Raw genomic sequence first — 23,341 nt, forward strand, 5'->3', positions numbered from 1 at the left:
TGCCGTCGGCCACACGTGGTTGAATGCGCGAATGAGCTCACCCACTCCCGCGGACCGGACCGCCCGGATCGCCGCGGCCACCGCATTCGGCCTGCAGGGATTCTTCCTCGCCGCGGTGCTGACCCAGCTTCCGGCGATCAAGGACCGGTTCGGGTTTGACGACACCGTCATCACGATCGCCGTCGTCACGGTCTCCCTCGTCGCCGGAGCCGGCAGCATACTGGCAGAGAAGCTGGCCACCCGCACCGACAGCCGCACAACGCTGCGTGCCGGGCTCGGCGTCGTCGCGGTCGCCGGCGTTGCGCTGGCGTTCTCACACTCGACGGTGCCCTTCTTCGCCGCATTCGGCGTCTACGGCATCGGCCTGGGCATGGTCGACGCTGCGGCCAACATGCAGGCGGTAGCGATCCAGCACCGCTACCGACGGTCGATCCTCTCGTCCTTCCATGCCATCTGGAGCGTCGGCGCGATCATCGGCGCCCTGGCCGTCTCGGTCCTGTCCGGTCTCGACATCGGGTTCACCACGACCGTTCTGCTGGCGGCCGCGGTGGTGGCGGGCGGGTCTCTGTTGCTCGGACCGCGACTGCACAGTGCCGCCGGCGAAGACCCGCTCGCGACATTCAACCCGGTGGGTGGGGTGCAGATCCCGTGGCGTCCCTTCCTGATGCTGGGCGCGGCGATGGCGCTGTTCTACGCGATCGACTTCGGCATCGGCAACTGGTCGGCGCTGTACCTGACCGACATTCTGCTGGCGACCACCAGCACTGCCGCCCTCGCGATGGCCGCCTACCAGGCCGCAGGCCTCGTCTCGCGCCTGACCGGCGACCTGTGGGTGCGTCGCTTCGGCGAGACCGTCGTCGTCCGGGTCGGCGCGACGGTCGGAGTGCTGGGCCTGCTCGTCGCGGTCGCGGCACCGAACGCGGCCGTCGCCATCATCGGATTCGGCATCGCCGGACTCGGCCTGCCAGTGGTGGCGCCGCTCTGCTTCAGCGCCGCCGGGCAACTCGCGCCGCCCGAGCAGACGGACGCGGTGGTGGCCCGCCTGAACCTGTTCAACTACGCGGGAACCGTCATCGGCGGAGGCGTCGTCGGAGTGGTCGCGATGGTGTCGGACCTGCGCGCCGGCTTCGGCGTACTGCTGGCGTTCGCGGTCGTCCTGGTCGTTCTCGCACCCGCGTTCCACCCGGCTCGGTTCAGGTCCGCACCGGTTGCGGTCGACCACACCGGGTAGTGGTTGACTGGCACCATGCCGAACTGGGGCTGGCTCATCGTGGTGCTGATACTCGTCGACGTCGCGGTGCTCACCGCCTGGTTGCTCAATCGTCGCGCCGGGCCGAAGAGCACGGAGATCTACGGAACGTTCGTCGACACTCTCGACCTCGAGTCCCGGGACCGGATCGAACGCCTCGTCGCCGACCACAAGAACATTCACGCGATCAAGGTGCTGCGGGATCGCACCGGGGTCGGACTGGCCGACGCCAAGGCCGCCATCGACGCCGTCGCCCGCGGTGAGTGGGTGCCGACCGCCGGCCTGGACAGCGTGCCGCCGCCCGCGGGCTGGGCGGAACTCGAACCGGCCCTGCGTGCCCTCAAGAACGACGGCCGGCCGGTGGAAGCGATCAAGCTGCTGCGCGACCGGACCGGCATGAACCTGCGCGAGGCGAAGCAGGCGGTGGACCGGCTGTGACCGGAACCCTGACCGTCGTCGAGGCGACTGCGGCCGACGCCACCGAGCTCGCCGCGGTCGCGGCGGTGACCTTCCCGCTCGCCTGCCCGCCCTCGGTCACCGACGCCGACGTCGCGGACTTCCTCGCCACCGTGCTGTCCGCCGACCGGTTCGCCGACTACCTGGCCGCCGCGGACCGGGTCGTGCTCGCGGCCGTCGGCGCCGACGGCGTCGTCGGGTACGCGATGCTCGTCGACGGGGTCGTCGACGATCCGGACGTCCGGTCCGCGGTGACCGCGACGCCGACCGTCGAACTGAGCAAGCTGTACGTCCTGCCCGACCATCACGGCGAGGGCGTCTCGCACCTGCTGATGTCCGCGGCGTTGGAGCGGGCGCGGGCCCGCGGCGCGGCCAGTGTGTGGCTGGGCGTCAACCAGGAGAACGTACGCGCGCAACGCTTCTACGCGAAGCAGGGATTCGCGAAGGTCGGCACCAAGCGGTTCCGCGTCGGGGACCAACTGCACCACGACTTCGTGATGCAGCGCGCGATCTAGGCGCCTACGGCAGGCGGCGCAGCCGCGTTACGCCGGGACCTCGAAGCGCGAGAGCGCCAGCAGTCGCGAGGTCGCGCGGAGGTACTTCTTGCGGTAGCCGCCGGCGAGCATCTCCGGGGTGAAGATCTCGTCGAGCTTCGCGCCCGACACGGTGACCGGGATGCTGGCGTCGTAGAGGCGGTCGGCCAGGACCACCAGACGCAGCGCGACCGACTGGTCCTGCGCCGGGTGCACGCCCCGCAGGTACACCGCGGACACGCCCTCGATCAGCTTGTTGTAGCGCGACGGGTGCAGGGTGCTCAGGTGCTTGCACAGCGCGTCGAAATCGTCCAGGGTCGCGCCGGGAGTGGCGTCGGCCAGTTCGGCGAGCTCGACGTCGGTGATCGGCTCCGGCGCGGGCGGCAGGTCGCGGTGCCGGTAGTCGGGTCCGTCCACGCGGATGGTCTCGAAGATCGAGCCGAGCTTCTTGATCTCCCGGAGGAAGTCCTGCGCGGCGAAGCGGCCCTCACCGAGCTGGCCGGGCAGCGTGTTCGAGGTCGCCACGATGGAGACCCCGCGAGCGGACAGCTCGGTCAGCAGCCGCGAGACGAGCATGGTGTCGCCCGGATCGTCGAGTTCGAACTCGTCGATGCACAGCACGCTGTGGCCCGAGAGCTGCTCGACGGCGTTGTTGAAGCCCAGCGCGCCGACGACGTGGGTCAGCTCGACGAACGTGCCGAACGCCTTGGGGCTGGGCACGCTGTGGAAGATCGACGCGAGCAGGTGCGTCTTGCCGACGCCGAAGCCGCCGTCGAGGTACAGACCGGCGCCGCTGGCCTGGGTCTTCTTGCCGAACAGTCCACGCCGGCCGCCGGAGCGGATCTTGCCGACCTTGCCGGCGAACTCCTCGGCCTTGCGGACCGCGGCGGCCTGGCTGGGCTCGTTCGGATCGGGGATGTACGACGCGAAACTCACCTCGTCGAACATTGCCGGCGGAACCATCTGCGCAACCAACTGGTCTGCTTGGAGAACCGGACTACGGTCGACGAGGCGTGCATGCATGTAAACAGCGTATCTACGTGCTGTTATAACTCCTGTGCGCCAACTCGATAATGCGACCTACCTCACAGCGCTCGACGACGACGCGCTGCGCGACCTGCACCGATACCCCGACGACCTCTCCGCGCCGTGGATCCGGGTGAACTTCGTCGCCAGCATCGACGGCGCCGTCACTGCGGACGGCACCTCCGGCGGCCTCGGCACCCCCGCCGACCACCACCTGTTCACCATCCTGCGTGAACTGGCCGACGTCGTACTCGTCGGCGCCGGGACGGTCCGGGCCGAGAACTACGGCGGCGCCCGCACCGATCCCGCCCAGCGTGACCGTCGACGCGCGCGCGGGCAGTCGGACACCCCGCCGATCGCGGTCGTCACCGCGGGCGCCCACGTCGACCCGACATCACGGCTGATCACCGACGCCGACGTCGCGCCGCTGATCCTCACCTGCGCCGACGCCCCGGCCGACCGCACCCGCGCGCTCGCCGACGCCGGCGCCCGGGTGCTCGAGCTCGGGCGTTCGCAGGTAGACACCGCGGCGATCAGGACCGCCCTCGGGGACCTCGGCCTGCACCGGGTGCTCTGCGAGGGCGGGCCGTCGCTGTTCGGCCGGTTGCTGGCCGACGACGCGGTCGACGAGTTGTGCCTGACCACGTCCCCGCTGCTCGTCGGCGGCACCGCGGGCCGGATCTCCTCGTTCCCGCACGCCGTGGCCAGGCCCATGCGCCGAGCCCACGTGCTCGGCGACGACGACGGCACGGTGTTGACGCGATGGGTGCGCGAGCCGGGTGCGTGAGCGACCTGGCAGGCTGTCACGCATGCGCAGAATGTGGTTGCCGACAGCGGTTCTCGTGCTCTGCGCGACCGCCTGCGGGGCCGGGCCGAGCGTGCGTCCGGACGTGGCGGTGGTCGAGCGCGGCGACGGCTCGACCACCGGGCCCACCGGGCCCACCGCGGTGCAGGGACCGCCGCCGCTGGCCGCCCCGGTGCACGACCTGGACTGGCGGGACTGCACCCGGACCACACTCGACGTCCTCGGTCTCGCGCCCGGTCCGACCGGACTGGTGCTCGAGTGCGCGGAACTCGCCGCGCCGATCGACGCCGGCGGCCGGATCCGCGGTTCCTTCTCGCTCGGTGCACTGCGCGCCCGGCTGCCCCAGACCCCGGCCGACGCCGCGCCCCTGGTCCTCACGTCCGGGGCGGACCGGTCCTCGACGAGCACGCTGGCCGCGCTCGCCGCGGGGCCGTTGCCGGCGCTGCTGTCCGCACGTCCGCTCGTGGCGCTCGACCGTCGCGGCATCGGCACCTCCACCCCGATCGAGTGCACCGCACCCAAGGAGAACCCGACCCTCGGCAGACAGATGCTCGACCTCGGCCAGTTCACCCCGCCGCCGGTCGCCGGGGGCGACGCCGTCGACACGGTGATGGCGCTCGGCCGGGACGCGACCACCGCGTGCACCGACTTCCTCGAACCGCAGGAGCTCGCCTTCGACGCCTCCCACGCGGCCGACGACCTCGAGCAGCTACGCCGCACCTGGAGCGTCGACCGGCTCGGGCTGCTCGCCACCGGCAGCGGCGGCGACGTCGCCCTCGCCTACGCCGCCAAGCATCCCGGAGCGGTGGGACGGCTCGTGCTCGACTCCCCCGCCACCGTGCGCTCGGACGCCGTGACCGCCGCCGAGACTCGCGTACGCGGTCAGGAGGCCGCGCTCGGATCCTTCGCCAGGCAGTGCGCGGCGCTCGCGTGCGCACTGGGCCCGGATCCCCATGCCGCGGTGCTCGACCTCATCCACCGGGCGGGTGCGGGTCAGCTCGGACCGATCTCGTCGAACGCGCTCGCGGCCGTCCTGACCGACTTCCTCGGCACGCCGCGCGGCGACCAGCAGGCGCGAGTCCGAGAGTTCGCCGACGTCCTCGCCGCGGCCGGGCGCGGGGACACGGCCGGCCTGTCCGGACTCGTCGACCGGGCGGCCGCCGACACCGACTCGGACGGGCAGTTCGTGGCCCGGTGCTCCGACGGTCAGCGGTGGCCGACGCCCGGGCGCGTCCGCGAGCTGCAGCAGGACTGGGGTCAGCGGTACCCGGCGTTCGGCCCCGACGCAGCGCTGTCCTTGCTGCTGTGCGCGTCCTGGCCGACCACCGAGGCCCAGCCGACCCCGTCCGCGTTGTCGGCGCCGGTGCTGACGATCTCCGGCGCGGCCGACCCGGTCGCCGGGAACGGCGCGTCCTCCGCGTCCGGTGTGGTCGCCGCGGCCGGCGCACCCAATTCGACTCTCGCCTGGCTCGGCAGCGGGCACCCCGCGAGCTCCCACTCGGAATGTGCCCAGCAGTCCGTCCTGACCTACGCGGCGGACGGCACCCTCCCGCCGGACGGCGGCGCCTGCCCGGGCTGACCGGGGTGTCTCTCGGCCAGAAAGCCGCGTCGCCGGTGTACCGTGCCACGGTGTTCCTTCGACAGCTCGAACCGCGCACCGCACGGACAACCGCCGAGGTGGTGAAGTTCGCGCTGTGGCCGCTCGCCATCATGACCGTGCTGCACCGAGTGCTGGTCAAGGCGGTCAACGGGGCCCGCACCGACGACTTCACCCCGGTGTACCGGGCGGCACTGGCGTTCCTGAACCGGCAGCCGGTCTACACGGCGAACTTCAACTGGGTGGACCCGCACTACCTCTACCCGCCGAGCGGCACGCTGCTGTTGGCGCCGATCGCCGTCATCGACCCGGAGCGGTCGCGCTGGCTGTTCATCGGCGTCAACGCGATCGCCGTCATCGCCGCCGGATACCTGCTGCTGCGGATGTTCGACCTGACGCTCTCCTCGGTCGCGGCGCCGATCCTGCTTCTCGGCATGTTCGCGAGCGAAACGGTCACCAACACGCTGGTGTTCACGAACATCAACGGCCTGGTCCTGCTCGGTGAGGTCGCGTTCCTGCTCCTGCTGCTGCGCCGCCGGGACGCCTGGTCGGGAGTGGCGATCGGCCTCACGTTCGCGGTGAAACCGGTCCTGGCGCCGCTGCTGTTGCTGCCCCTGGTGACCAAGCAGTGGCGGGTGTTCGTCACCGCGATCGGCGTTCCGCTGATCCTCACCGCGATCGCCTGGCCGCTGTCGAACGATCCCATGGACTTCGTGCACCGCACCCTGCCGTACCTGATGGAGTCCCGCGACTACTTCAACAGCGCGATCGTCGGCAACGGCGCCTACTACGGCCTGCCCGACGTGCTGATCCTGGCGCTGCGGGTCGCCTTCGGCGTGGTGGTGCTGGTGACCCTGTGGCTGCTGTACCGCTACTACCGCGAGGACCGGCTGTTCTTCCTGACCACCGCGTCGGGTGTGTTGATGTGCGCGTCGTTCCTGCTCGGTTCGCTCGGCCAGATGTACTACTCGATGATGCTGTTGCCGCTGCTGATGAGCGTGGCGCTGCGCAACTCGGTGATGCGTAACTGGCCCGCCTGGCTGGCGGTGTACGGGTTCATGACCTTGGACAGCTGGCTGTCGGGACGATTCCCCGCCTCGGGTCGCGCCGCCGAATACATGAAGACCACCTTCGGTTGGAGCCTGCTGCTGCTGGTGATCTGCGGGGTGCTGGTCGCTCGCTACCTCACCGCCAAGCGCGAGGGCAGACTCGATCGCGGCATCGACCCCGTCTTCGAGGAGCTCGAGCCCGAGAAGGTTCCGGTCGCGTGAGGCTGGTCTAGCGTGGAGCCATGACCTCCGACGCGCAGCGCACTCCCGGGTTCGAGCTCACCGACGCGCAGTGGCGTGAGCGGCTGACGCCCGAGGAGTACGCGGTACTCCGCCAGGCCGGAACCGAACGGCCCTTCGTCGGTGAGTACACCGACACCAAGACGGTCGGCGAGTACCACTGCCGGGCCTGCAACGCCCTGTTGTTCACCAGTTCGGAGAAGTTCGAGTCGCATTGCGGCTGGCCGTCGTTCTTCGACCCGGCCGACTCCGACGCGGTGATCCTGCGCGAGGACACCACCCTCGGCATGCGCCGGGTGGAGGTGCTCTGCGCGAACTGCCACAGCCACCTCGGTCACGTCTTCGAGGGCGAGGGCTACCCCACCCCCACCGACCAGCGTTACTGCATCAACAGCATCTCGCTGACGCTGGTGCCGTAGCTGCGGCTGCGCCGCAGTGGTGCGGACGTGGAGTCCCTGGGCTCCGAAGGCGCACCACTGCGGCGGAGCCGCGTCACGGGAACATCTTGTCGATGATCGACTTCGCAATGCTGCTCGCCGGGTCCTGACCGTTTGCCGCGGGCGCGAGGTTCGCCCACACGACCAGTGTCACCCCGCTGTTCGGATCGCTGCCCATGAACGAGTTGTACCCGGGCAGCTCGCCGGTGTGACCGTAGAGCGAACCGAACTTCGCCTCGCCGAGGCCGTACTCGGGGCCGCCCGGCTTGCTCGGGTCGGTCGGCTGGAAGCTCGCCAGCCGCTTGGCCTGCATGTCGGGGTCGAGCACCTTGCCGTCGGCCAGCGCCTCCACCCACGTCACCAGGTCGCGGGTGGTCGAGATGCCGGACCCGGCCGCCCAGGCCCAGGACGGGTTGACATTCGTGACGTCGTTGGGCGCGAGGGTGCCCGCCTTTGCGGCGGCCTGCATGTCCGGCGGGATCGCGGGGTCGGTCATGGTGAGCACGTTGGTGCCGTAGGCGTAGCCGTGGGAGAACGGCGCAGGCAGGGTGTTCGTCGCCGGCTCCGGGAAGAGCGTGTTCGTGAGGCCGAGCGGGCCGAAGATGCGGCTCTGGAAGATCTGCCCGAGGGGCTTGCCGTCGAGCTGCTCCGCGATCAACCCGAGCAGGACGTAGTTCGTGTTCGAGTAGTGGTAGCCCTGGCCGGGCGGGAAGTAGGGAGGGTGCGGGTACGCGAGGGCGAGCAACTGGTCCGGCGTCCACACCCGCTGCGGATCCTGATCCATCGTCTGGTTCAGTTCGAGGGTCTCGGTGTAGTTGAACAGGCCGCTGCGCATGTTCAGCAACTGTTCGATCGTGATGCCGTCGCCGCCCGGGACGTCCGGCCGGTACTTCGACACCGGGTCGGAGAGCGCGATCTTGCCCTCCTGGACCTGCTGCAGGATCACGGTGCTGGTCCACGTCTTGGTGTTCGACCCGACCCGGACGTGGTCGTCGAGGCTGACCGGTGCGCCGCCACCGCGCTCGGTGGTGCCGTAGGTGACGGTCTGCTCGCCCTTCGAAGTGCGCAGCAACACCACCACGCCGGGGAGCATGAGGTCCTTGGCCGCGGCCTCGACGGTCGACTTCAGTGCCGCGTCGTCGATCGGGACGACCGTCGGGGTCGTGGTCGTCGAGCCTGCACCTGACCCGGAGTCGGATCCGGAGGAGCAGGCCCCGACCAGCAGTGTCACGGCGAATGCCGCACCCGCCGCGCGAACGAATCGACCCCGACACGCACCCGCAATACGGTCCATGACAGCTGACCGTACGCCGTGCGGATGGCCCGTGCTCGACAAGACGGGCGGACACACGCGCGGCGCGGAGACCGAGCACCGAACCGTTAGCAACAGTAAAGGTAGCGTAATGCGCGGGCCGGCCGTCCCGTCCGTCCTCCCCCGATCCCAGGAGACAGCAGTGAGCAGTCACACCACGGCGACGGCAGCCTCGCCGCCCCGGCATGCGCCCACGCATCGCGTTCCGGTGAAACACCGCGTCTTCGGTCTCGACACACGCGCACTGTGGCCGGCGGCGACGGTCCTGGCCGTCGGCCTGCTCTGGAGCCTCGCGCTCCCCGCACTCGACGATGCCGTGGACTGGGAGGACCCCATCGCGGCGGGCGACTCGATCGACCTGGGCAACGGGGCACGATTCGTCCCCCCGGTCGGATGGCAACTCGAGGACGGAACCCGGGTCGGCGACTCCCCCGTCTCCGGCGTCTCGGCGAAGAACGCCTCGGCTCGTGTCGCGACGGGCGGCGCCCAGATCTCCGCGACCGGAGGCACTTTCGACGGTGACGCCGACGCGCTGCTCGACCAGGTCAACGCGAACCTGTCGGCTGAGTCCACGAGGCAGTTCACGATCACCGACGCACGCAACACCCTGGTCACCACGAGCGGACTGGTCGGGGTGGTCGAGCCGTTCACCTCGGCGACCGGTGATGGCCTGGTCGCGACGTTCGTGCTGCCCACGACCGATGTCGCCGCGGACGCCCAGGAACAGCCCGGCGACCGGGCCCGGCCGCAGGCGCTGACGTTCGTCGTCGACGCCACGCGCGAGCAGTTCGCGGCCCATTCGGCCGAAATCGATGCCACCCTCCGGAGCGTGGCGATGGGAGCCAACCGATGAGCCTGCGTCAGGACCACGACACCGACCACGCCGAGGCGGCTGAGCTCGAGGCCGCCCAGTTGGCCGCGCTCGACGAATCCGGCTGGGGCGTGCGGTTCCGGCTGTTCCAGCCTCGCAATCCGACCTTCTGGGTACTGGTGATCGGACTGCTGGCCGGGGTGGCCACCCTGGTGCCGGTCGTCACGTTCAGCGCGTCGGTCTACGGCACGGCTCTCGCCGCGGGAGTGATCGGCTTCGCCGTCTACACGGTGCCCTGGTGGATCTTCCTGCACCACTACGACCGGTACACCCCCCTCCCCGTGCGGTTCGTGGCCGTCGGCTTCGTCTGGGGCGCGATCGCGTCGACCTTCTGGATGGCCTACAACGCGAACAATGCACTGCTGTCGCTGTACGCGAAGTGGTTCGGCCAGGCCTGGGCGATGGACTGGGGTCCGGGGCTGGTCGCGCCGTTCACCGAGGAGCTGGCGAAGGCGACCGGTCTCGTCCTGCTGATCGGCCTCGGCTCCAAGCTCGTCCGCAGCCCGTACGACGGATTCGTCATCGGCGCGTTCGTCGGACTGGGATTCCAGGTCGCCGAGGACGTGCTCTACGCGGCCCAGAGCGCCGTCCACAGTTTCGGTGCCAACCAGATCTCCGACGCGGTCAGCATCATCGGCATGCGGGGCGCGCTCGGCATCGTCTCGCACACGCTCTACTCCGCGATCTTCTGCGCGGGCCTGGTCTGGTTCCTCGGCAGGCCCCGCAACGAGCGCAATCGGCCCCTCGGCATCGCCCTGATGGCCTTCGCCATGTTCTCGCACTTCGTCTGGGACTCGATGTCGGCACTCGCCGGCGCCCTGTTCGGCAAACCGGAACTGGGACTGGCCCTCGGTGTCACCCTGATGATCGTCGACATCGTCGCCGTGGTGTGGGTGGCCCGCCGCGCCTCGAACATCGAGCGCCACTGGATGCGTGATCTTCTCGCGCCCGAGGTCGCGCGCGGCACCATCACCGACGCCGAGGTCGCCGCGCTGGCCGGCACCCGGCAGGACCGGCACCGCTACGCCCGGTCCGCTCCGCACGGGCGGCGACGCGCGCACCACGTGCTCGAGGCGGTGGCCGAACTCGCCGCCGCGATCGCCCACGGACACGGCGCGCAGACCGCCGAGGTCGCGCAGATCCGTGACGAGGTCACGGAGCTGCGCACTTCCCCGCACTGACCACCCTCGATCCGGCCGCGGGGCGACCGCTACCGCGGCCGGATCACCGGCGGATCGTAGGCCCGGATCGGCGGCAGCTCACCGTCGAACCGTTCCACCTGCACCAGCACGTGCTGACCCGTGCAGCCGCGGGCCAGGCGTGAGGTGCCGACGTCGGCGGTGAGCACGTTCGGGTTGCCGTGCACGCACAGGGAATTCGGGTCGGCCGGGTCGAGTGGGTCGTACCAGGCCCCGGTGGAGAGTTGAACGACGCCCGGCATCAGGCCGTCGTCGAGGACCACCCCGGCCAGGCACGCACCGCGATCGTTGAACACCCGAACCACCTGGCCGGCCGCCAGCCCCCGCTCGGCGGCGTCGTCCGGATGGAGCCGGATCGGTTCGCGGCCCTGCACTTTCGAGGACTGGCTGGTCGCGCCGTGATCGAGTTGGCTGTGCAGCCGGGTCTTCGGCTGATTCGCGATCAGGTGCAGCGGGAACTCGCGTGCGCGTTCGCCCCCGAGCCACTCCTCCGGCTCGTACCAGGTGGGGTGGCCGGCGCAGTCGTCGTAGCCGAAACCGTCGATGTCCGAGGAGAAGATCTCGATCCGCCCGCTCGGCGTGCGCAGTGCGTTGGCGTCCGGGTCCGCACGGAAGTCCTCGAACAGCGTCAGCCCGTCCTCGGTGCGCATCCGCACGTGCCCGACCCGCCAGAATTCGTCGAACTCCGGGACGTCGACGCCGTCCGCCGCGACGAAGTCGCGCCACTGCCCGTACATGTGCTCGAGCCACTGCCGCGCGGTGCGCCCCTCGGTGAAGCGCTGCCCGAACCCGAGCCGGTGGGCCAGCGCGGAGAAGGTGTCGTAGTCGTCGCGGGAGTCGGCGAAGCGGGGTGCGGCGGCGTGCATCGCCACCAGCAGTGGGTCGTTGCGGGTGCACGAGAGGTCCTCGCGCTCGAGCGACGTGGTGGACGGCACCACGATGTCCGCGTGCTTGGCCATCGGCGTCCAGTAGGGGTCGTGCACGACGACGGTGTCCGGCCGGGCCAACGCACGGCGCAGCCTGCCGATGTCCTGGTGGTGGTGGAAGGGGTTCCCTCCGGCCCAGTACACGAGCCGGATGTCCGGGAAGGTGCGGCGCTCGCCGTCGAAGTCGTACTGCTGCCCCGGGTGGAGCAGCAGGTCCGAGATCGCGGCCACCGGAATGGAATCCGACACCGGGTTCTGTCCCTGGAACAGGGTCGGCAGCGGGTACGGCACCGGCGCGAGGCCGGGCTCGTTCATCGAGCCGTACCCGTGGCCGAAACCGCCTCCGGGCAGGCCGATCTGGCCGAGCATCGCCGCGAGGGTGACGCCGGCCCACGGGGCCTGCTCGCCGTGCCGCACCCGCTGCAGCGACCACGTGACGGTGATCAGGGTGCGCCCCTCGGCCATCCGCCGGGCCAGGTCCGCGATCGCGTCCGCGGGCAGCCCGGACAGCCGAGCCGCCCAGTGCGGGGTCTTCGCGATGCCGTCGACGCGACCGAGCAGGTAGTCCTCGAACTTGTCGTAGCCGGTGGTGTAGCGATCCAGGAAGGCTCGGTCCGCGAGCTCCTCGGTGGCCAGCACGTATCCGCAGGCGAGCATGATCGCGACGTCGGTGCCCGGGCGCGGTGCGAGCCGCTCGGCGTCGCCGTGCACGTCGTCCGCGAGCGGACTGATCGACACGATTCGGCCGCCGCGGTCCCGCAACGCATCCAGCGCCGCGCGGGTCGGATGATGGCTGGTGCCACCGTCGTTGACGGCGGTGTTCTTCAGCGGGACCCCACCGAAGCACACCATCAGGTCGGTCTCGCGCGCGATGACCTCCCAGTTCGTGGACCGCGCGAACATCTTCCAGTGCGTGCCGACGACCCGCGGCATGATCACCCCGGTCGCGCCGAGCGAGTAGCTGTGTTCGGAGCGGGTGTAGCCGCCGAGCATCTTGAGGAACCGGTGCACCTGGCTCTGCGCGTGGTGGAAGCGCCCCGGCGAGGACCATCCGTAGGAGCCGCCGTAGATCGCCCGGTTGCCGTGCCGGTCGACGACCCGTCGCAGTTCGCTGGCCAGTAGCTCGGTCAGTTCGTCCCAGCCGACCGCAACGAACTCGTCGGCGCCGCGGGCCCCGGACGGCCCGGGTCCGCGCTCGAGCCACCCGCGCCGCACCGCGGGACCGGTGACACGCGAGCGGTGCCGGACCGATCCGACGACATTGGCCAGGATCGGCGAGGGGTCACCGTCGCCGGAGTACGGGTGCACCGCGGTGACCTCACCGGCGACGGTCTCGGCCTCGAACATCCCCCAGTGCGCCATCTGCTGGTGCCGTGTGGCTCCCGAACTCATGACGGCCAGTCTGCCACCGGGGCATCACCGGCCGGGTGTCGGCGCTGCTCGGCGGCACGAATCGCGGACTGGGTTCAGGCCGTGGGCGAGTGCTCGAAACGTGGTTCCGTGCCCGCCGTGCCCGATCACGGCGGCGCACGTCGGGCACCAGGGAGGTGTGCGGAATGTACCGGTGGACAGTGGAATTGGCGGATGCGCGTAGTGCCGCCGGATCCAAGTGCCCTGCGTCGCGTGCTCGTCACGGCACAGGGAACACGCCGGTTCCGGCGATGGTCTCGTAGCCGGTCGTCAGCGATGCGGTCACGAGGCCCGCACCGGTGAACACGCTCACCCTATCGCCGTACGGGATGGTCAGCTCCCCCGAGGCGCCGGTCCCCAGATTTCTCCGGTGCATCCAGTAGGTCCAGTTGGTGTTGGCACCGGGCGACAAGGCGGGGAAGGTGACGGTTCCGGGTGCACTCAGTGACCGTCGTGGACTCCGCATCGGGATCCCCTTCGTCGCCGGCGACTGCGGCCACCCCCGCACCACCAGGATCACGCTACGCTGCGGACCGCCGGATGCGGGGGTGAACGCCTGCTCAGGGCAGGGCGGCGATCAACTGTTCGACCGACACCCGCGGCCCGGAGAAGAACGGCGTCTCCTCGCGCACGTGCATCCGGGCCTCGGTCGCGCGCAGGTCGCGCATCAGGTCGACGATGCGGTCCATCGCGGGCGCCTCGAAGGCCAGCAGCCATTCGTAGTCGCCGAGCGCGAACGCGGGGACGGTGTTGGCCCGCACGTCCGGGTAGTCCCGGGCCTCCTTGCCGTGGTCGGCGAGCATCTTGCGCCGGTCCGCGTCCGGCAGCAGGTACCACTCGTAGGACCGCACGAACGGGTACACGCAGATGTAGTCGCCCGGCTCCTCACCCGCGATGAACGCCGGCAGGTGGCTCTTGTTGAACTCGGCGGGACGGTGCAGGCAGGCGTTCGACCACACCGGGTCGCTGGCCTGCCCGAGGTCGGTGGTGCGCCGGAAGTCGGCGTACAGCTTCTGCAGGTCCTCCAGCTTCTCCGCGTGGTACCAGATCATGAAGTCGGCGTCCGCGCGCAGGCCCGAGACGTCGTAGATGCCGCGGACGATCACGTCGGTCTCGTCGAAGGAGGCGAAGAAGGCCTTCGCGTCCTCGATCGCCTTGGTGCGGTCCTCGTCGAGGACACCCGGCTGAACCTGGAACACCGAGAACATCGCGTAGCGGAGGGTGGAATTGAGCTTGTCGTAGTCGAGGCGTGCCATGGCCCTATCCTGCCACTGCCGCCACGAGCCGTTCCGCGGCCACCGTCGCCGACGCCACGCACGCCGGGACACCGACGCCCCGGAGCATCGATCCGGCCACCTCCAGTCCGTCGACCTGCGCGATCTCGGCGTCCAGCGCGGCGACCACGTCGAGGTGCCCGGCGCGGTACTGCGGCAACCCGCCCTGCCAGCGTGCCACCGACGCCTGAACCGGTTCGTCGGTGACGCCCGTGACGGTCGCCAGGTCGGCGCGGGCGAGGGTAATCAGCTGATCGTCGTCGGCGTCCACCAGGGCGGCGTCGCCGAACCGGCCGAAGGAGGCGCGGGCAAGCAGCACCTCACGACGCGCCAGGTGCGGCCACTTGCGACTGGACAGGGTGAACGCCTTGGCGGCCAGGTTCTCGCCGGTCGCGACCAGGATCCCGGAGTTCTCCGGCAGCGCGGCCTCGCGGGGCAAGGCGAGCGCGACCACCACCGAGGACGCCAGCGGGATGCGCGCGGCCTGCGCCGCCGCGGCGGGGGCGGGTCCGGCGAGGAGTTCGGCCGCGCGGTCCGCGGGGACCGCGAGGATCACCCCGTCGACCTCCCCCACCGGCTCGACAGTCCAGCGCCCGCCGGACCGCCGAATCTTCGAAACTCTTGCATCAGAGACAATTTCGGCCCCGGATGCCGACCTCAACGCGTCGAGCAGCACGCCGTACCCCGCGCGCAGTGTGCCGAACACCGGCGCGGTCGACGGCGCCGGCAGCGCCCGCGCGACGGCCTCGGTGAGGCTCGACGCGCCGGCGTCCAGCGCGGCCGCGAGCGCCGGCACCGTGGCGCGGACACCGGCGGTGTCCGACAGTCCCGAGTAGACGCCGCCGAGCAGCGGGTCCACCGACCGCCGGACCACCTGCTCGCCGAACCGCGACCCGACCAGTTCGGCGACCGAGACGTCGGCGCCGCGGTCCCAGTGCAGCGGCACCGTCGGCTCCGCCGCCACCCGCGCGAGGGTGGCGGCGTCCACCAGTCCGTCCAGCGACTCCGCCCGCGCGGGAATTCCCATCAGGGTCCCGGTCGGCAGCGGGTGCAGTCGGCCCTCCGACCAGATCAGCGGACGTGCCGACGACGGGTGCTCCACCTGATCGGACAGACCGAGTTCGGCCAGCAACGCGGGAATCTCGGGCCTGCGTTCGATGTAGGCCTCGGCGCCGACGTCGACCGGCCCGCCGGCCATCTCGGTGGTGCGCAGCTTGCCGCCGAGCCGGTCGGTCGCCTCGAGTACGACGATCCGCGCGTCCGGGCCGAGCGCGCCGCGTAGCCGGTAGGCGGCGGTCAGTCCGGTGACACCTCCGCCGACGACGGCGATCGTGGTCACAGCGAGTGCACCAGCTCCACCACCGCGGTCAGCACGGCCGGGTCGGTGTCCGGCAGCACGCCGTGGCCGAGGTTGAAGATGTGGCCGGCCGCGCCCGCGGCAACCGCGCGGTCGCCCTCCTCGGCGATCCGCCGGACCTCCCGCTCGACGGCGTCCCAGCCGGCGAAGAGCACGGCCGGGTCTAGGTTGCCCTGCAGCGCCTTGCCCGCGCCGACCCGGGTCGCCGCCTCGTGCAGCGGAATCCGCCAGTCCACGCCGACGACGTCGGCGCCCGCCTCGCCCATCGCGCCGAGCAGCTCACCGGTGCCGACGCCGAAGTGAATGCGAGGCACGTCGGCCTCCGCGACCTCCGCGAACACCCGCTCGGAGTGCGGGAGCACGAACTGCCGGTACTCGGCGAGCGAGAGCGCACCCGCCCAGGAGTCGAACAGCTGCACCGCGTCGACGCCGGCGTGCAGCTGCGCCTTGAGGAAGGTGATGGTGGTGTCGGCGAGCGCGCCGAGCAGCGCGTGCCAGGTGTGCGGGTCGGAGTGCATGAGCGCCTTGGTGAGCTCGTGGTTGCGGCTCGGGCCGCCCTCGACCAGGTAGGAGGCGAGGGTGAACGGTGCGCCCGCGAAGCCGATGAGCGGGGTGTCGCCGAGCTCGCGGGTGAGCAGAGCGATCGCATCGGTGACCGCACCGACCTCCTCGGTCCGCAGCCGGGGCAGGCCGGCGACGTCGGACGCCGAGCGCACCGGGTTCGCGACCACCGGGCCGGTGCCCGCGACGATGTCGAGGTCGATGCCCGCGGCCTTGAGCGGAACGACGATGTCGGAGAACAGGATCGCCGCGTCCACCTTGTGCCTGCGCACGGGCTGCACGGTGATCTCGCAGACCAGTTCGGGGTTGAAGCAGGATTCGAGCATGCCGATACCGGCGCGGATCTCGCGGTACTCGGGTAGCGAGCGCCCCGCCTGACGCATGAACCACACCGGCCGGTGGCTGGGCCGGCGTCCGGTCGCCGCCGCGAGCAGCGGTGCGTCCGAGAGCACCCGCCGGAACGGGTACCGCGCACCGGTGGTCATGGCCGAATTCGTGTCTTCCAGGTCGCTCATATGTCCCAACGCTCTCGCCCGCCAGATGTCTTCTCCGGCCATGCTGCCAGATCCGCGACCGGGAACCCGACTCCCGGTGTCACCGCCGGAAGTCGCCGCTCGCGGGACTCATGCGCCGATCTGGCCGGCGATCCGACGCTCGAGCTGTGCTCGTGGACCGGATGGAAGCACGATCAGCCCGTCGAGATCCTTGCGCGCCTTCACGTACGCGCTCTGCCGCTCTTCGTGCGTGGCCGCGTCGTCCATGGCCAGCTGCAGCAATCTCTGGGCGCGCGCGAGCCGCTCCTGCTCACGCGGGGTGAACCCGCTGCGACGCCGACGCTTGGCCTCCGCTTCGCCGACATCGAAGGCAACGGCGTAGTCGTGCACGGCCTCGCGGTACTCGACCTGCGCCTCGTGGTTGCCCACCAGCGATTCCGGGTCCGCCGGACGCAGCAGGTCCGCGCGCCGTTTGGCCTTGTGGAACGCAACCGTCAAGGGTTCGCGCAGGTCGGTCATCATCGGGAAGTCGAGCAGCGTCACCAGACTCATCTCGTAGTCGAACCAGCGAGCGTCGGTCTGGTCGTGCTCGTCGACGATCTTGGCGATGTCGCGGCGCTGGGTCTGCTCGTCGACGTGCGCCTGCGCCTTGGCGCGGGCGATCTCGACCTTGGTCTGCTGCTTCAGCCGGTAGCGCTCCTGCCGCCGATCGGCGCGTCGCTGGTTGGCCGCGCCGATCGCCTTCAGCGCCCCGCCGATACTGCCGCCGAAGACAAAGACCAGCCACCAGGAGTGCGAGAGAAACTCGAGGAACTGATCCACACTGTTCATCATGCCTGCGGCGAGACCGATGCACGACGAGGAACGTCCGGCGCACGATGCTCCTGGAACCGGCGCGCCTCCACCGACGACCATCGGGGCCGGATTACCGTCCGCGGTGTGACCATGTCGGGATCCTCCGCCGAGCCTGCGCCGTTCCGCAGCGCCATCGACTCGATGCACACGGCGTCGGTTCACCCGCTGATCGAGATCGGCCCGATCCGCCCTCCGCAGCGCCTCGCGCCGTACAGCTACGCGATCGGCGCCGAGGTGCGGCACGCCGACGCCGACACCGTCGCCGAGGAGTCCGAGGGCGACGCGTTCGGGCGGCTGATCCTGCTCTACGACCCGGCCGGGGACGAGGCCTGGAACGGCACCATGCGACTGGTCGCCTACATCCAGGCCGACCTGGACGAGGACCTCGCCGCGGACCCGCTGCTGCCCGAGGTCGCATGGAGTTGGCTGGTCGACGCGCTCGAGGCGCACCACGAACCACTGACCGCGCTCGGCGGGACCGTCACGGCGACCAGTTCGGTGCGGTACGGGGACATCGCCGGTCCGCCGCGCGCCCATCAGCTCGAACTGCGCGCCTCTTGGACCGCCAAGACCACCACCCTCGCCGGGCACGTGGAGGCGTTCTGCGAGGTACTCGCCTACGCCGCCGGGTTGCCGCCCGCCGGGATCACCTCGCTGGGTCGCTGACCGGCTCGTCCCGGCCTGCCTCGGTCGATTTCGCCGTCCGCCCGACCGTCCCGGCACGCACCGCGTCGAGGAACGCGGCGACACCGAGGGTCACCTGGTCGCTGCGGATCGAGTGGAAGATGTCGAAGGCGTGCTGGGCCCCGCGCAACTCCGCGTAGGCGACCGGGTTGGCCGACACCGCCCGCAGTCGCTCGACGAACGCGCGCGCCTCGGCGACGGGGATCAGCGAGTCGTTGGTGCCGTGGATCACCAGGAACGGGGGCGCGTCGGCGTGCAGTCGCGCGAGCGGGGACGCGGCCAGGTAGTCGTCGGGGATCTTGGCGTCGGGACCGAAGATCATCTCGCTCAGTCCGGACTCGACGCGCTGACGGACCGCCTTGATCTCGGTCTCGGCGGCGAAGTCGTAGGCGCCGTAGAACGGAACGCAGGCCGCCACGGAGGTGTCGACCTCCTCGAATCCCGGCTGCAGTGTCGGGTCGTCGGCGGTCAACGCGACCATCGCGGCGAGATGGCCGCCGGCGGAGCCGCCGGTCACCGCGAGGAAGTCGGGATCGCCGCCGAACCGCGTCGCGTTCTCCCGCATCCAGCCGACCGCCCGCTTGATCGCGATCAGGTGCGCCGGCCACTTCGCGCGGGGCGAGAGCGGGTAGTTCACCGCCGCGCACACCCAGCCGCGGGACGCCATCTCCACCATCAGCGGCAGCCCCTGGTGGTCCTTGCTGCCGACGACCCAGCCGCCGCCGTGGATCTGCAGCAGCATCGGCGCGTTCGCCGGGGTGTCGCGGTGGTGGTAGACGTCCACCCAGAACCGCTTGCCGCCGGGCGCGTACTCGAGATTGCGGACCCGCCGCACCCCGGACCGCCGCATCTGGAACGGCCGCGCGGCCGAGCGCCAGTTCAGCGGCCGGCCGGCGCCGGGATCGTCCACGCCGATCTCGGCCAACGCCGTGGCCATCTCGGTACCCGCCCGCCTCGACGCCACGATGTTCGCCGTCAGACCCGCGGCGGAGGCCGCGGCCAGCGCCAGACCCACCCGGTCGGCCGGTGTCCGGGCGCCGTGACGGGCGAGGTGCACGGCGGAGTCGACGAGCGTCGCCCCGAGTTGCTGGGGTGCCAGCTCGGAGGTGAGCCAGCCGGCGAAGAAGGTCGCGACCGAAGCGGGCATACCCGGCACGGGGCGAAGTGCGTTGGCGGTCAGGGCGGCGTTCACGGCCTGCCGGACCAGGAATCCATGCGACATGTGGTGCCTCTCACTACCGGAAACGGGATTTGACGGCCCAAATCCCCCGCCTCCAATTTAGAACACGTTCTACCATTGTGCCCATGGAGAGACTAAGCGGTCTGGATTCCACGTTCCTCTATCTCGAGACACCGACGCAGTTGCTGCACGTGTGCGGGCTGATCGTTCTGGACGTCTCCACAATCCCCGGGGGGTACAGCTTCGCCGACTTCGAGTCGGAACTGGCCGCCCGCGTGCGCGGCATGCCGGGGTTTCGCCGCAAACTCTTCGACTCCAAGCTCAACCTGGACCATCCGGCCTGGGTCGAGGACACCGACTTCGACATCAGCCGGCACCTGCACCGGATCGCCGTGCCCGCCCCCGGCGGCCGCGCGGAGCTCGCCGAACTGTGCGGCCACATCGCGAGCCAGCGAATGGACCGCACGATCCCGCTGTGGGAGATGTGGGTGATCGAGGGCCTCGAGGACGGTTCGGTCGCGATCATGTCCAAGATGCACCACGCCAACGTCGACGGCGTGACCGGCGCGAGCATGATGGCGCAGCTGTGCAGCCTGACCCCGGACGCGCCCCGGCCGGAGCCGGACCCCGACCAGCGCGAGGTCGGCCGCGGCAACACCCTCGACCTCGCCCTGGGCGGGCTGATCGGGTTCGCGACACGGCCGCTCAAGATCGCCCAGGCGCTTCCCGGCGGTATCACCTTGCTGCCCAAGTGGATTCGTCGTGCACGCCGCGGCGAGGCCATGCCGGCCCCGTTCACCGCACCGCGCACCTCGCTCAACGGCGCGATCACCGGCCACCGCAACATCGCCTACTCGCAGCTCGATCTCGACAAGGTCAAGCTCGTCAAGAACGCCTTCGACGTCAAGGTCAACGACGTGGTGCTCGCCACGGTGGCGGGTGCGCTGCGTACCTACCTGGCCGACCGCGACGAGCTCCCGGAGTCGTCGTTGGTGGCGATGGTTCCGGTGTCGGTGCACGAGACCTCCGACCGCCCCGGCACCAATCAGATATCGGGGATGTTCACCCAGCTGGGCACACAGATCGCCGATCCGGTCGAGCGACTCAAGGAGGCCAACGTGCACAACACGATGGTCAAGTCGCACAACGCCGACCTCGGCGCGTCCCTGCTGCAGGACTGGTCGCAGTTCGCCGCGCCGACGCTGTTCGGCGGCGCGATGCGGGTCTACGGTTCGCTCAGCCTGGCGGAGCGGCACCCGGTGGTGAGCAACCTGGTCGTCTCCAACGTGCCCGGCCCGCCGGTTCCGCTGTACTTCCTCGGCGCGCACATCAAGGCGATGTACCCGCTGGGGCCGATCTTCCACGGCGCCGGGCTGAACGTGACGGTGATGTCCCTCGACGGCAAGCTCAACGTCGGCCTGGTCTCGTGCCGCGAACTCGCGCCCGAACTCCGGGATCTCGCGGACGCGTTCGGCCCCGCGCTCGACGAACTGGTCAAGGCCGCGCGCGCGAAGACACGGAAGCGCACGCGGGCAGCAGTCCAGAAGTGAAGGTCTCCGCCTCGAGCACGCAGGAGGCGTGCCCGGCGGCCACCTCGTAGGTCGAGGCCCCGACGATCTGCCGGGCCATCCAGCGCTGCCGCCGCGGCGGAATGATCAGGTCCTTCGCGGTGACCACGACCGACGCGGGCACGTCGAGATCGGCAAGCCACGACGAGGAGTCGAACTTGCCGATCTCGGCGACCGCCCGGCCGACCGCGCCGGGGGCGGTCGAACGGAACTGCCCGAGGGCCCACGCGCGACTGCGGGCATCGGAGCCGGCTCCGTGGCCACCCGTCGGCGCGTCGGAGTCGGCGGGCACCGGGCCCGCGCCGGGTTTGAGGGTGCCCATCGACGCGTTCAGCGCCTCGAGCGCCAAGCGCTCCCGGACCCCGCGGCGGAAGCTGGTGGTTCCGGCGCACAGCACCATGCCCGCAACCCGGTCCGGGTGGGCGCGCGCCGCGAGCTGGGCGACCAACGAGCCCATCGAGTAGCCGACCACCACGAAGCGCTCGATACCGAGCACGTCCGCGAGGGCCGCCGCATCGTCGGCGCAGTCCTCGAGGTGGAACCGGTCCGAGCGGATGCCGCGGCCGTGCCAGCGCTGGTCGAACACCACCACGCGGGCCCTGGCGGCGAGCCGCTCGATCACCGGGTACCAGGTGAGGGCGCCGGTGCAGGCCAGTGCGTGCAGCAGGAACAGCGTCGGACGCTCACCCCGCGTTCCCGCCGGGACGGGCCCGGTGTCGATGACGTAGGTGCTGCCCCGGCCGGGCAGTTCCACCATCGAACCAGGCGGCACGTGCCCCACCGGGGCGACGGTCGCGAGCTTCACGGGAATCGTCCCCCTCTGTGCGATGTCCCTGCGCGGATGTCTCTGCGCCGATGTCGTCAAAACTGGAACCTGTTCCACCGTAGCCGGGGCTGTCGCGTGCACGAACACTGCCCCGCACCGGCACCTGCGGCGCGCCGCCGCCCGCGAGGTGCGGCACCGCCTCGGCCCGCGTCGTAAAGTCACTGTTCATGTCTGACGTCAGCGACCCGGTGCCCGCCCGCGCGGCCGAACCTCTCCTCACCCCCGCCGACGGACTGCCCGACGTCGTGGACAACACCCGCCTGCTCGCCGCGGCGGTCGAGCGGCTCGCGAACGGCACCGGCCCTCTTGCCGTCGACGCGGAGCGCGCATCGGGCTTTCGATACTCGAACCGCGCGTACCTGCTGCAGTTCCGCCGCGCCGGGGCGGGCACCATCCTGATCGATCCGATCCCCGTGGCCACCGACCTCGCCCCGCTCGCCGAGGTGATCAACCCGCTCGAGTGGGTACTGCACTCCGCCGACCAGGACCTGCCCGGCCTCGACGAACTCGGCCTGCGCCCGGCCGCCCTGTACGACACCGAACTGGCCGGCCGGTTGGCCGGCTTCGACCGGGTCGGCCTCGCCGCGATCGTCGAGCGGATGCTCGGCCTCGAATTGAAGAAGGGACACGGCGCCGCCGACTGGTCGAGCCGTCCGCTGCCCGAGTCGTGGCTCAACTACGCGGCACTCGACGTCGAAGTGCTGATCGAGTTGCGCGACGCGATGGCCGAGGTGCTCGAGGCACAGGGCAAGACCGAATGGGCCGCAGAGGAATTCGAGCACGTCCGGCTCGCCGGTCCACCCAAGCCGAAGGCCGACCGCTGGCGGCGCACGTCCCAGATCCACTCGCTCAAGTCGACGCGTGCCCTCGCCGCGGTGCGCGAGCTGTGGCAGACCCGCGACGCGATGGCGAGCAAGCGCGACATCGCCCCCGGCCGGGTGCTGCCCGACTCCGCCATCGTCGCGGCGGCGAGTGCCGACCCGAAGACCGTCGACACCCTGCGCGCGCTCCCCGTCTTCGGCGGCCCCCGGCAGCGACGCAGTTCCCGGCTGTGGCTCGACGCCCTCGAACGCGCCCGAGCCCTGCCCGAGTCGGACCTGCCGCCGTTGACGCAGCCGTTCACCGGCCCGCCGCCGATCAACCGGTGGTCGCGCAGACACCCGGAGGCAGCGGACCGCCTCACCGCCGCGCGGGCCGAGATGACGGCGCTCAGCGAGGAGGTGCACGTGCCGGTGGAGAATCTGCTCACCCCCGATCTGGTGCGCCGGCTGTGCTGGGACTACGTGCCCGCCGACCACGTCGGCGCTAGCCAGGCCGAGCTGACCGCGTTGGTGGACCACACCCTCGGCGACGGTGGCGCCCGGCCCTGGCAGCGCCGGCTCACCGGACCGGTGCTGGCCAGAGCCCTGGCCGCGAAGTGACGGTCGGCCGC

The 23,341-nt window shown here is 70.8% G+C and carries 22 protein-coding genes; 12 read left to right on the top strand and 10 right to left on the bottom strand.

The features are described from left to right. The first annotated feature begins 31 nt into the window (after positions 1–31). Genes ACFVH2_RS15655 through ACFVH2_RS15665 form a run of 3 tightly spaced genes read left to right on the top strand, consistent with a single transcriptional unit; the run spans position 32 to position 2,220 of the window. Entirely contained in the window at positions 32–1,231 is a 1,200-nt protein-coding gene (locus ACFVH2_RS15655; RefSeq protein ID WP_378423921.1) for an MFS transporter, read from the top strand. Positions 1,232–1,246: 15 nt separating this feature from the next. Beyond that, positions 1,247–1,687: a hypothetical protein gene (locus tag ACFVH2_RS15660; protein WP_378423923.1), complete on the top strand. Its 441-nt coding sequence runs from the start codon at positions 1,247–1,249 to the stop codon at positions 1,685–1,687. After that, complete coding sequence (locus ACFVH2_RS15665; RefSeq protein WP_378423924.1) at positions 1,684–2,220, top strand: GNAT family N-acetyltransferase; 537 nt, start codon at positions 1,684–1,686, stop codon at positions 2,218–2,220. Before ACFVH2_RS15660 ends, ACFVH2_RS15665 begins: the two co-directional genes overlap by 4 nt. Positions 2,221–2,247: 27 nt before the next feature. Here ACFVH2_RS15665 and zapE read toward each other — a convergent pair whose 3' ends face one another. After that, positions 2,248–3,261 (bottom strand): cell division protein ZapE, encoded by a 1,014-nt coding sequence (gene zapE, locus ACFVH2_RS15670; RefSeq protein WP_378423926.1) that lies wholly within the window; start codon positions 3,259–3,261, stop codon positions 2,248–2,250. A 34-nt stretch (positions 3,262–3,295) separates the two neighbouring features. On the opposite strand from zapE, the gene ACFVH2_RS15675 reads away from it, so the two are divergent. From ACFVH2_RS15675 to msrB, 4 genes are read left to right on the top strand one after another with little or no spacing between them, the layout of a single operon-like run. Beyond that, a complete protein-coding gene (locus ACFVH2_RS15675; RefSeq protein ID WP_378423928.1) occupies positions 3,296–4,051 on the top strand; it encodes a pyrimidine reductase family protein in 756 nt (251 codons plus the stop codon). A gap of 22 nt (positions 4,052–4,073) precedes the next feature. Beyond that, the gene (locus ACFVH2_RS15680) at positions 4,074–5,648 is read left to right on the top strand and encodes an alpha/beta hydrolase (RefSeq protein WP_378423930.1); all 1,575 of its coding nucleotides are present in this window, start codon (positions 4,074–4,076) and stop codon (positions 5,646–5,648) included. 35 nt (positions 5,649–5,683) lie between these two features. Further along, positions 5,684–6,937, top strand: a complete 1,254-nt coding sequence (locus ACFVH2_RS15685) for a glycosyltransferase family 87 protein (RefSeq protein WP_378423932.1) — start codon at positions 5,684–5,686, stop codon at positions 6,935–6,937. Between the two features lie 20 nt (positions 6,938–6,957). Beyond that, positions 6,958–7,374 (top strand): peptide-methionine (R)-S-oxide reductase MsrB, encoded by a 417-nt coding sequence (gene msrB / locus ACFVH2_RS15690; protein ID WP_378423934.1) that lies wholly within the window; start codon positions 6,958–6,960, stop codon positions 7,372–7,374. Between the two features lie 73 nt (positions 7,375–7,447). On the opposite strand, the gene ACFVH2_RS15695 is transcribed toward msrB, so the two are convergent. Beyond that, positions 7,448–8,686, bottom strand: a complete 1,239-nt coding sequence (locus tag ACFVH2_RS15695; protein WP_378423936.1) for a serine hydrolase domain-containing protein — start codon at positions 8,684–8,686, stop codon at positions 7,448–7,450. A gap of 160 nt (positions 8,687–8,846) precedes the next feature. Here ACFVH2_RS15695 and ACFVH2_RS15700 point away from each other — a divergent pair, with 160 nt between their 5' ends. Together ACFVH2_RS15700 and ACFVH2_RS15705 are read left to right on the top strand one after the other, a co-directional pair. Next, positions 8,847–9,557 (top strand): hypothetical protein, encoded by a 711-nt coding sequence (locus tag ACFVH2_RS15700; RefSeq protein ID WP_378423938.1) that lies wholly within the window; start codon positions 8,847–8,849, stop codon positions 9,555–9,557. Continuing rightward, positions 9,554–10,756, top strand: coding sequence for a PrsW family intramembrane metalloprotease (locus ACFVH2_RS15705; protein WP_378423940.1), 1,203 nt, complete (start codon positions 9,554–9,556; stop codon positions 10,754–10,756). The genes ACFVH2_RS15700 and ACFVH2_RS15705 overlap by 4 nt, the downstream gene beginning before the upstream one ends. Before the next feature lie 29 nt (positions 10,757–10,785). Here ACFVH2_RS15705 and ACFVH2_RS15710 read toward each other — a convergent pair whose 3' ends face one another. From ACFVH2_RS15710 to ACFVH2_RS15735, 6 genes are all read right to left on the bottom strand, one after another. Then, positions 10,786–13,062 (bottom strand): molybdopterin-dependent oxidoreductase, encoded by a 2,277-nt coding sequence (locus ACFVH2_RS15710; protein ID WP_378424003.1) that lies wholly within the window; start codon positions 13,060–13,062, stop codon positions 10,786–10,788. Between the two features lie 268 nt (positions 13,063–13,330). Next, on the bottom strand, positions 13,331–13,576 hold the full coding sequence (locus tag ACFVH2_RS15715) for a hypothetical protein (RefSeq protein ID WP_378423942.1): 246 nt from the start codon (positions 13,574–13,576) through the stop codon (positions 13,331–13,333). 94 nt (positions 13,577–13,670) lie between these two features. Beyond that, the gene (gene hemQ / locus ACFVH2_RS15720) at positions 13,671–14,366 is read right to left on the bottom strand and encodes a hydrogen peroxide-dependent heme synthase (RefSeq protein WP_378423944.1); all 696 of its coding nucleotides are present in this window, start codon (positions 14,364–14,366) and stop codon (positions 13,671–13,673) included. A 4-nt stretch (positions 14,367–14,370) separates the two neighbouring features. After that, positions 14,371–15,723 (bottom strand): protoporphyrinogen oxidase, encoded by a 1,353-nt coding sequence (locus ACFVH2_RS15725; protein ID WP_378423946.1) that lies wholly within the window; start codon positions 15,721–15,723, stop codon positions 14,371–14,373. Then, a complete protein-coding gene (gene hemE / locus ACFVH2_RS15730; protein ID WP_378423948.1) occupies positions 15,720–16,817 on the bottom strand; it encodes a uroporphyrinogen decarboxylase in 1,098 nt (365 codons plus the stop codon). The genes ACFVH2_RS15725 and hemE overlap by 4 nt, the downstream gene beginning before the upstream one ends. A 108-nt stretch (positions 16,818–16,925) precedes the next feature. Next, positions 16,926–17,618, bottom strand: coding sequence for a hypothetical protein (locus ACFVH2_RS15735; RefSeq protein ID WP_378423950.1), 693 nt, complete (start codon positions 17,616–17,618; stop codon positions 16,926–16,928). Between the two features lie 117 nt (positions 17,619–17,735). On the opposite strand from ACFVH2_RS15735, the gene ACFVH2_RS15740 reads away from it, so the two are divergent. Further along, positions 17,736–18,317 (top strand): DUF3000 domain-containing protein, encoded by a 582-nt coding sequence (locus ACFVH2_RS15740; protein ID WP_378423952.1) that lies wholly within the window; start codon positions 17,736–17,738, stop codon positions 18,315–18,317. Here the strand turns inward: ACFVH2_RS15740 and ACFVH2_RS15745 are convergent. Further along, positions 18,298–19,557, bottom strand: coding sequence for an alpha/beta hydrolase fold domain-containing protein (locus tag ACFVH2_RS15745; RefSeq protein WP_378423954.1), 1,260 nt, complete (start codon positions 19,555–19,557; stop codon positions 18,298–18,300). The genes ACFVH2_RS15740 and ACFVH2_RS15745 overlap by 20 nt on opposite strands. An 83-nt stretch (positions 19,558–19,640) precedes the next feature. Here ACFVH2_RS15745 and ACFVH2_RS15750 point away from each other — a divergent pair, with 83 nt between their 5' ends. Continuing rightward, positions 19,641–21,065, top strand: coding sequence for a wax ester/triacylglycerol synthase family O-acyltransferase (locus tag ACFVH2_RS15750; protein WP_378423956.1), 1,425 nt, complete (start codon positions 19,641–19,643; stop codon positions 21,063–21,065). Here ACFVH2_RS15750 and ACFVH2_RS15755 read toward each other — a convergent pair. Next, positions 21,010–21,888, bottom strand: coding sequence for an alpha/beta fold hydrolase (locus ACFVH2_RS15755; protein ID WP_378423958.1), 879 nt, complete (start codon positions 21,886–21,888; stop codon positions 21,010–21,012). The two genes, ACFVH2_RS15750 and ACFVH2_RS15755, sit on opposite strands and share 56 nt — an antisense overlap. A gap of 188 nt (positions 21,889–22,076) precedes the next feature. Between ACFVH2_RS15755 and ACFVH2_RS15760 the strand changes: the two genes are divergently transcribed. After that, positions 22,077–23,330: an HRDC domain-containing protein gene (locus ACFVH2_RS15760; protein ID WP_378423960.1), complete on the top strand. Its 1,254-nt coding sequence runs from the start codon at positions 22,077–22,079 to the stop codon at positions 23,328–23,330. Positions 23,331–23,341: the final 11 nt, after the last annotated feature.

This window comes from Rhodococcus sp. NPDC127527 (genome assembly GCF_042672245.1).
In the GTDB taxonomy this organism is placed as follows: Bacteria; Actinomycetota; Actinomycetes; order Mycobacteriales; family Mycobacteriaceae; genus Rhodococcus_G.

Excerpts from the sequence above, each read along its gene's own strand:
- ACFVH2_RS15655 (WP_378423921.1), top strand. The coding sequence starts at position 32 with ATGAGCTCACCCACTCCCGCGGACCGGACCGCCCGGATCGCCGCGGCC.
- ACFVH2_RS15660 (WP_378423923.1), top strand. The coding sequence starts at position 1,247 with ATGCCGAACTGGGGCTGGCTCATCGTGGTGCTGATACTCGTCGACGTC.
- zapE (WP_378423926.1), bottom strand. The coding sequence starts at position 3,261 with ATGCATGCACGCCTCGTCGACCGTAGTCCGGTTCTCCAAGCAGACCAG.
- ACFVH2_RS15680 (WP_378423930.1), top strand. The coding sequence starts at position 4,074 with ATGCGCAGAATGTGGTTGCCGACAGCGGTTCTCGTGCTCTGCGCGACC.
- msrB (WP_378423934.1), top strand. The coding sequence starts at position 6,958 with ATGACCTCCGACGCGCAGCGCACTCCCGGGTTCGAGCTCACCGACGCG.
- ACFVH2_RS15695 (WP_378423936.1), bottom strand. The coding sequence starts at position 8,686 with ATGGACCGTATTGCGGGTGCGTGTCGGGGTCGATTCGTTCGCGCGGCG.
- ACFVH2_RS15705 (WP_378423940.1), top strand. The coding sequence starts at position 9,554 with ATGAGCCTGCGTCAGGACCACGACACCGACCACGCCGAGGCGGCTGAG.
- ACFVH2_RS15710 (WP_378424003.1), bottom strand. The coding sequence starts at position 13,062 with ATGGCGCACTGGGGGATGTTCGAGGCCGAGACCGTCGCCGGTGAGGTC.
- ACFVH2_RS15715 (WP_378423942.1), bottom strand. The coding sequence starts at position 13,576 with ATGCGGAGTCCACGACGGTCACTGAGTGCACCCGGAACCGTCACCTTC.
- hemQ (WP_378423944.1), bottom strand. The coding sequence starts at position 14,366 with ATGGCACGCCTCGACTACGACAAGCTCAATTCCACCCTCCGCTACGCG.
- hemE (WP_378423948.1), bottom strand. The coding sequence starts at position 16,817 with ATGAGCGACCTGGAAGACACGAATTCGGCCATGACCACCGGTGCGCGG.
- ACFVH2_RS15745 (WP_378423954.1), bottom strand. The coding sequence starts at position 19,557 with ATGTCGCATGGATTCCTGGTCCGGCAGGCCGTGAACGCCGCCCTGACC.
- ACFVH2_RS15750 (WP_378423956.1), top strand. The coding sequence starts at position 19,641 with ATGGAGAGACTAAGCGGTCTGGATTCCACGTTCCTCTATCTCGAGACA.
- ACFVH2_RS15760 (WP_378423960.1), top strand. The coding sequence starts at position 22,077 with ATGTCTGACGTCAGCGACCCGGTGCCCGCCCGCGCGGCCGAACCTCTC.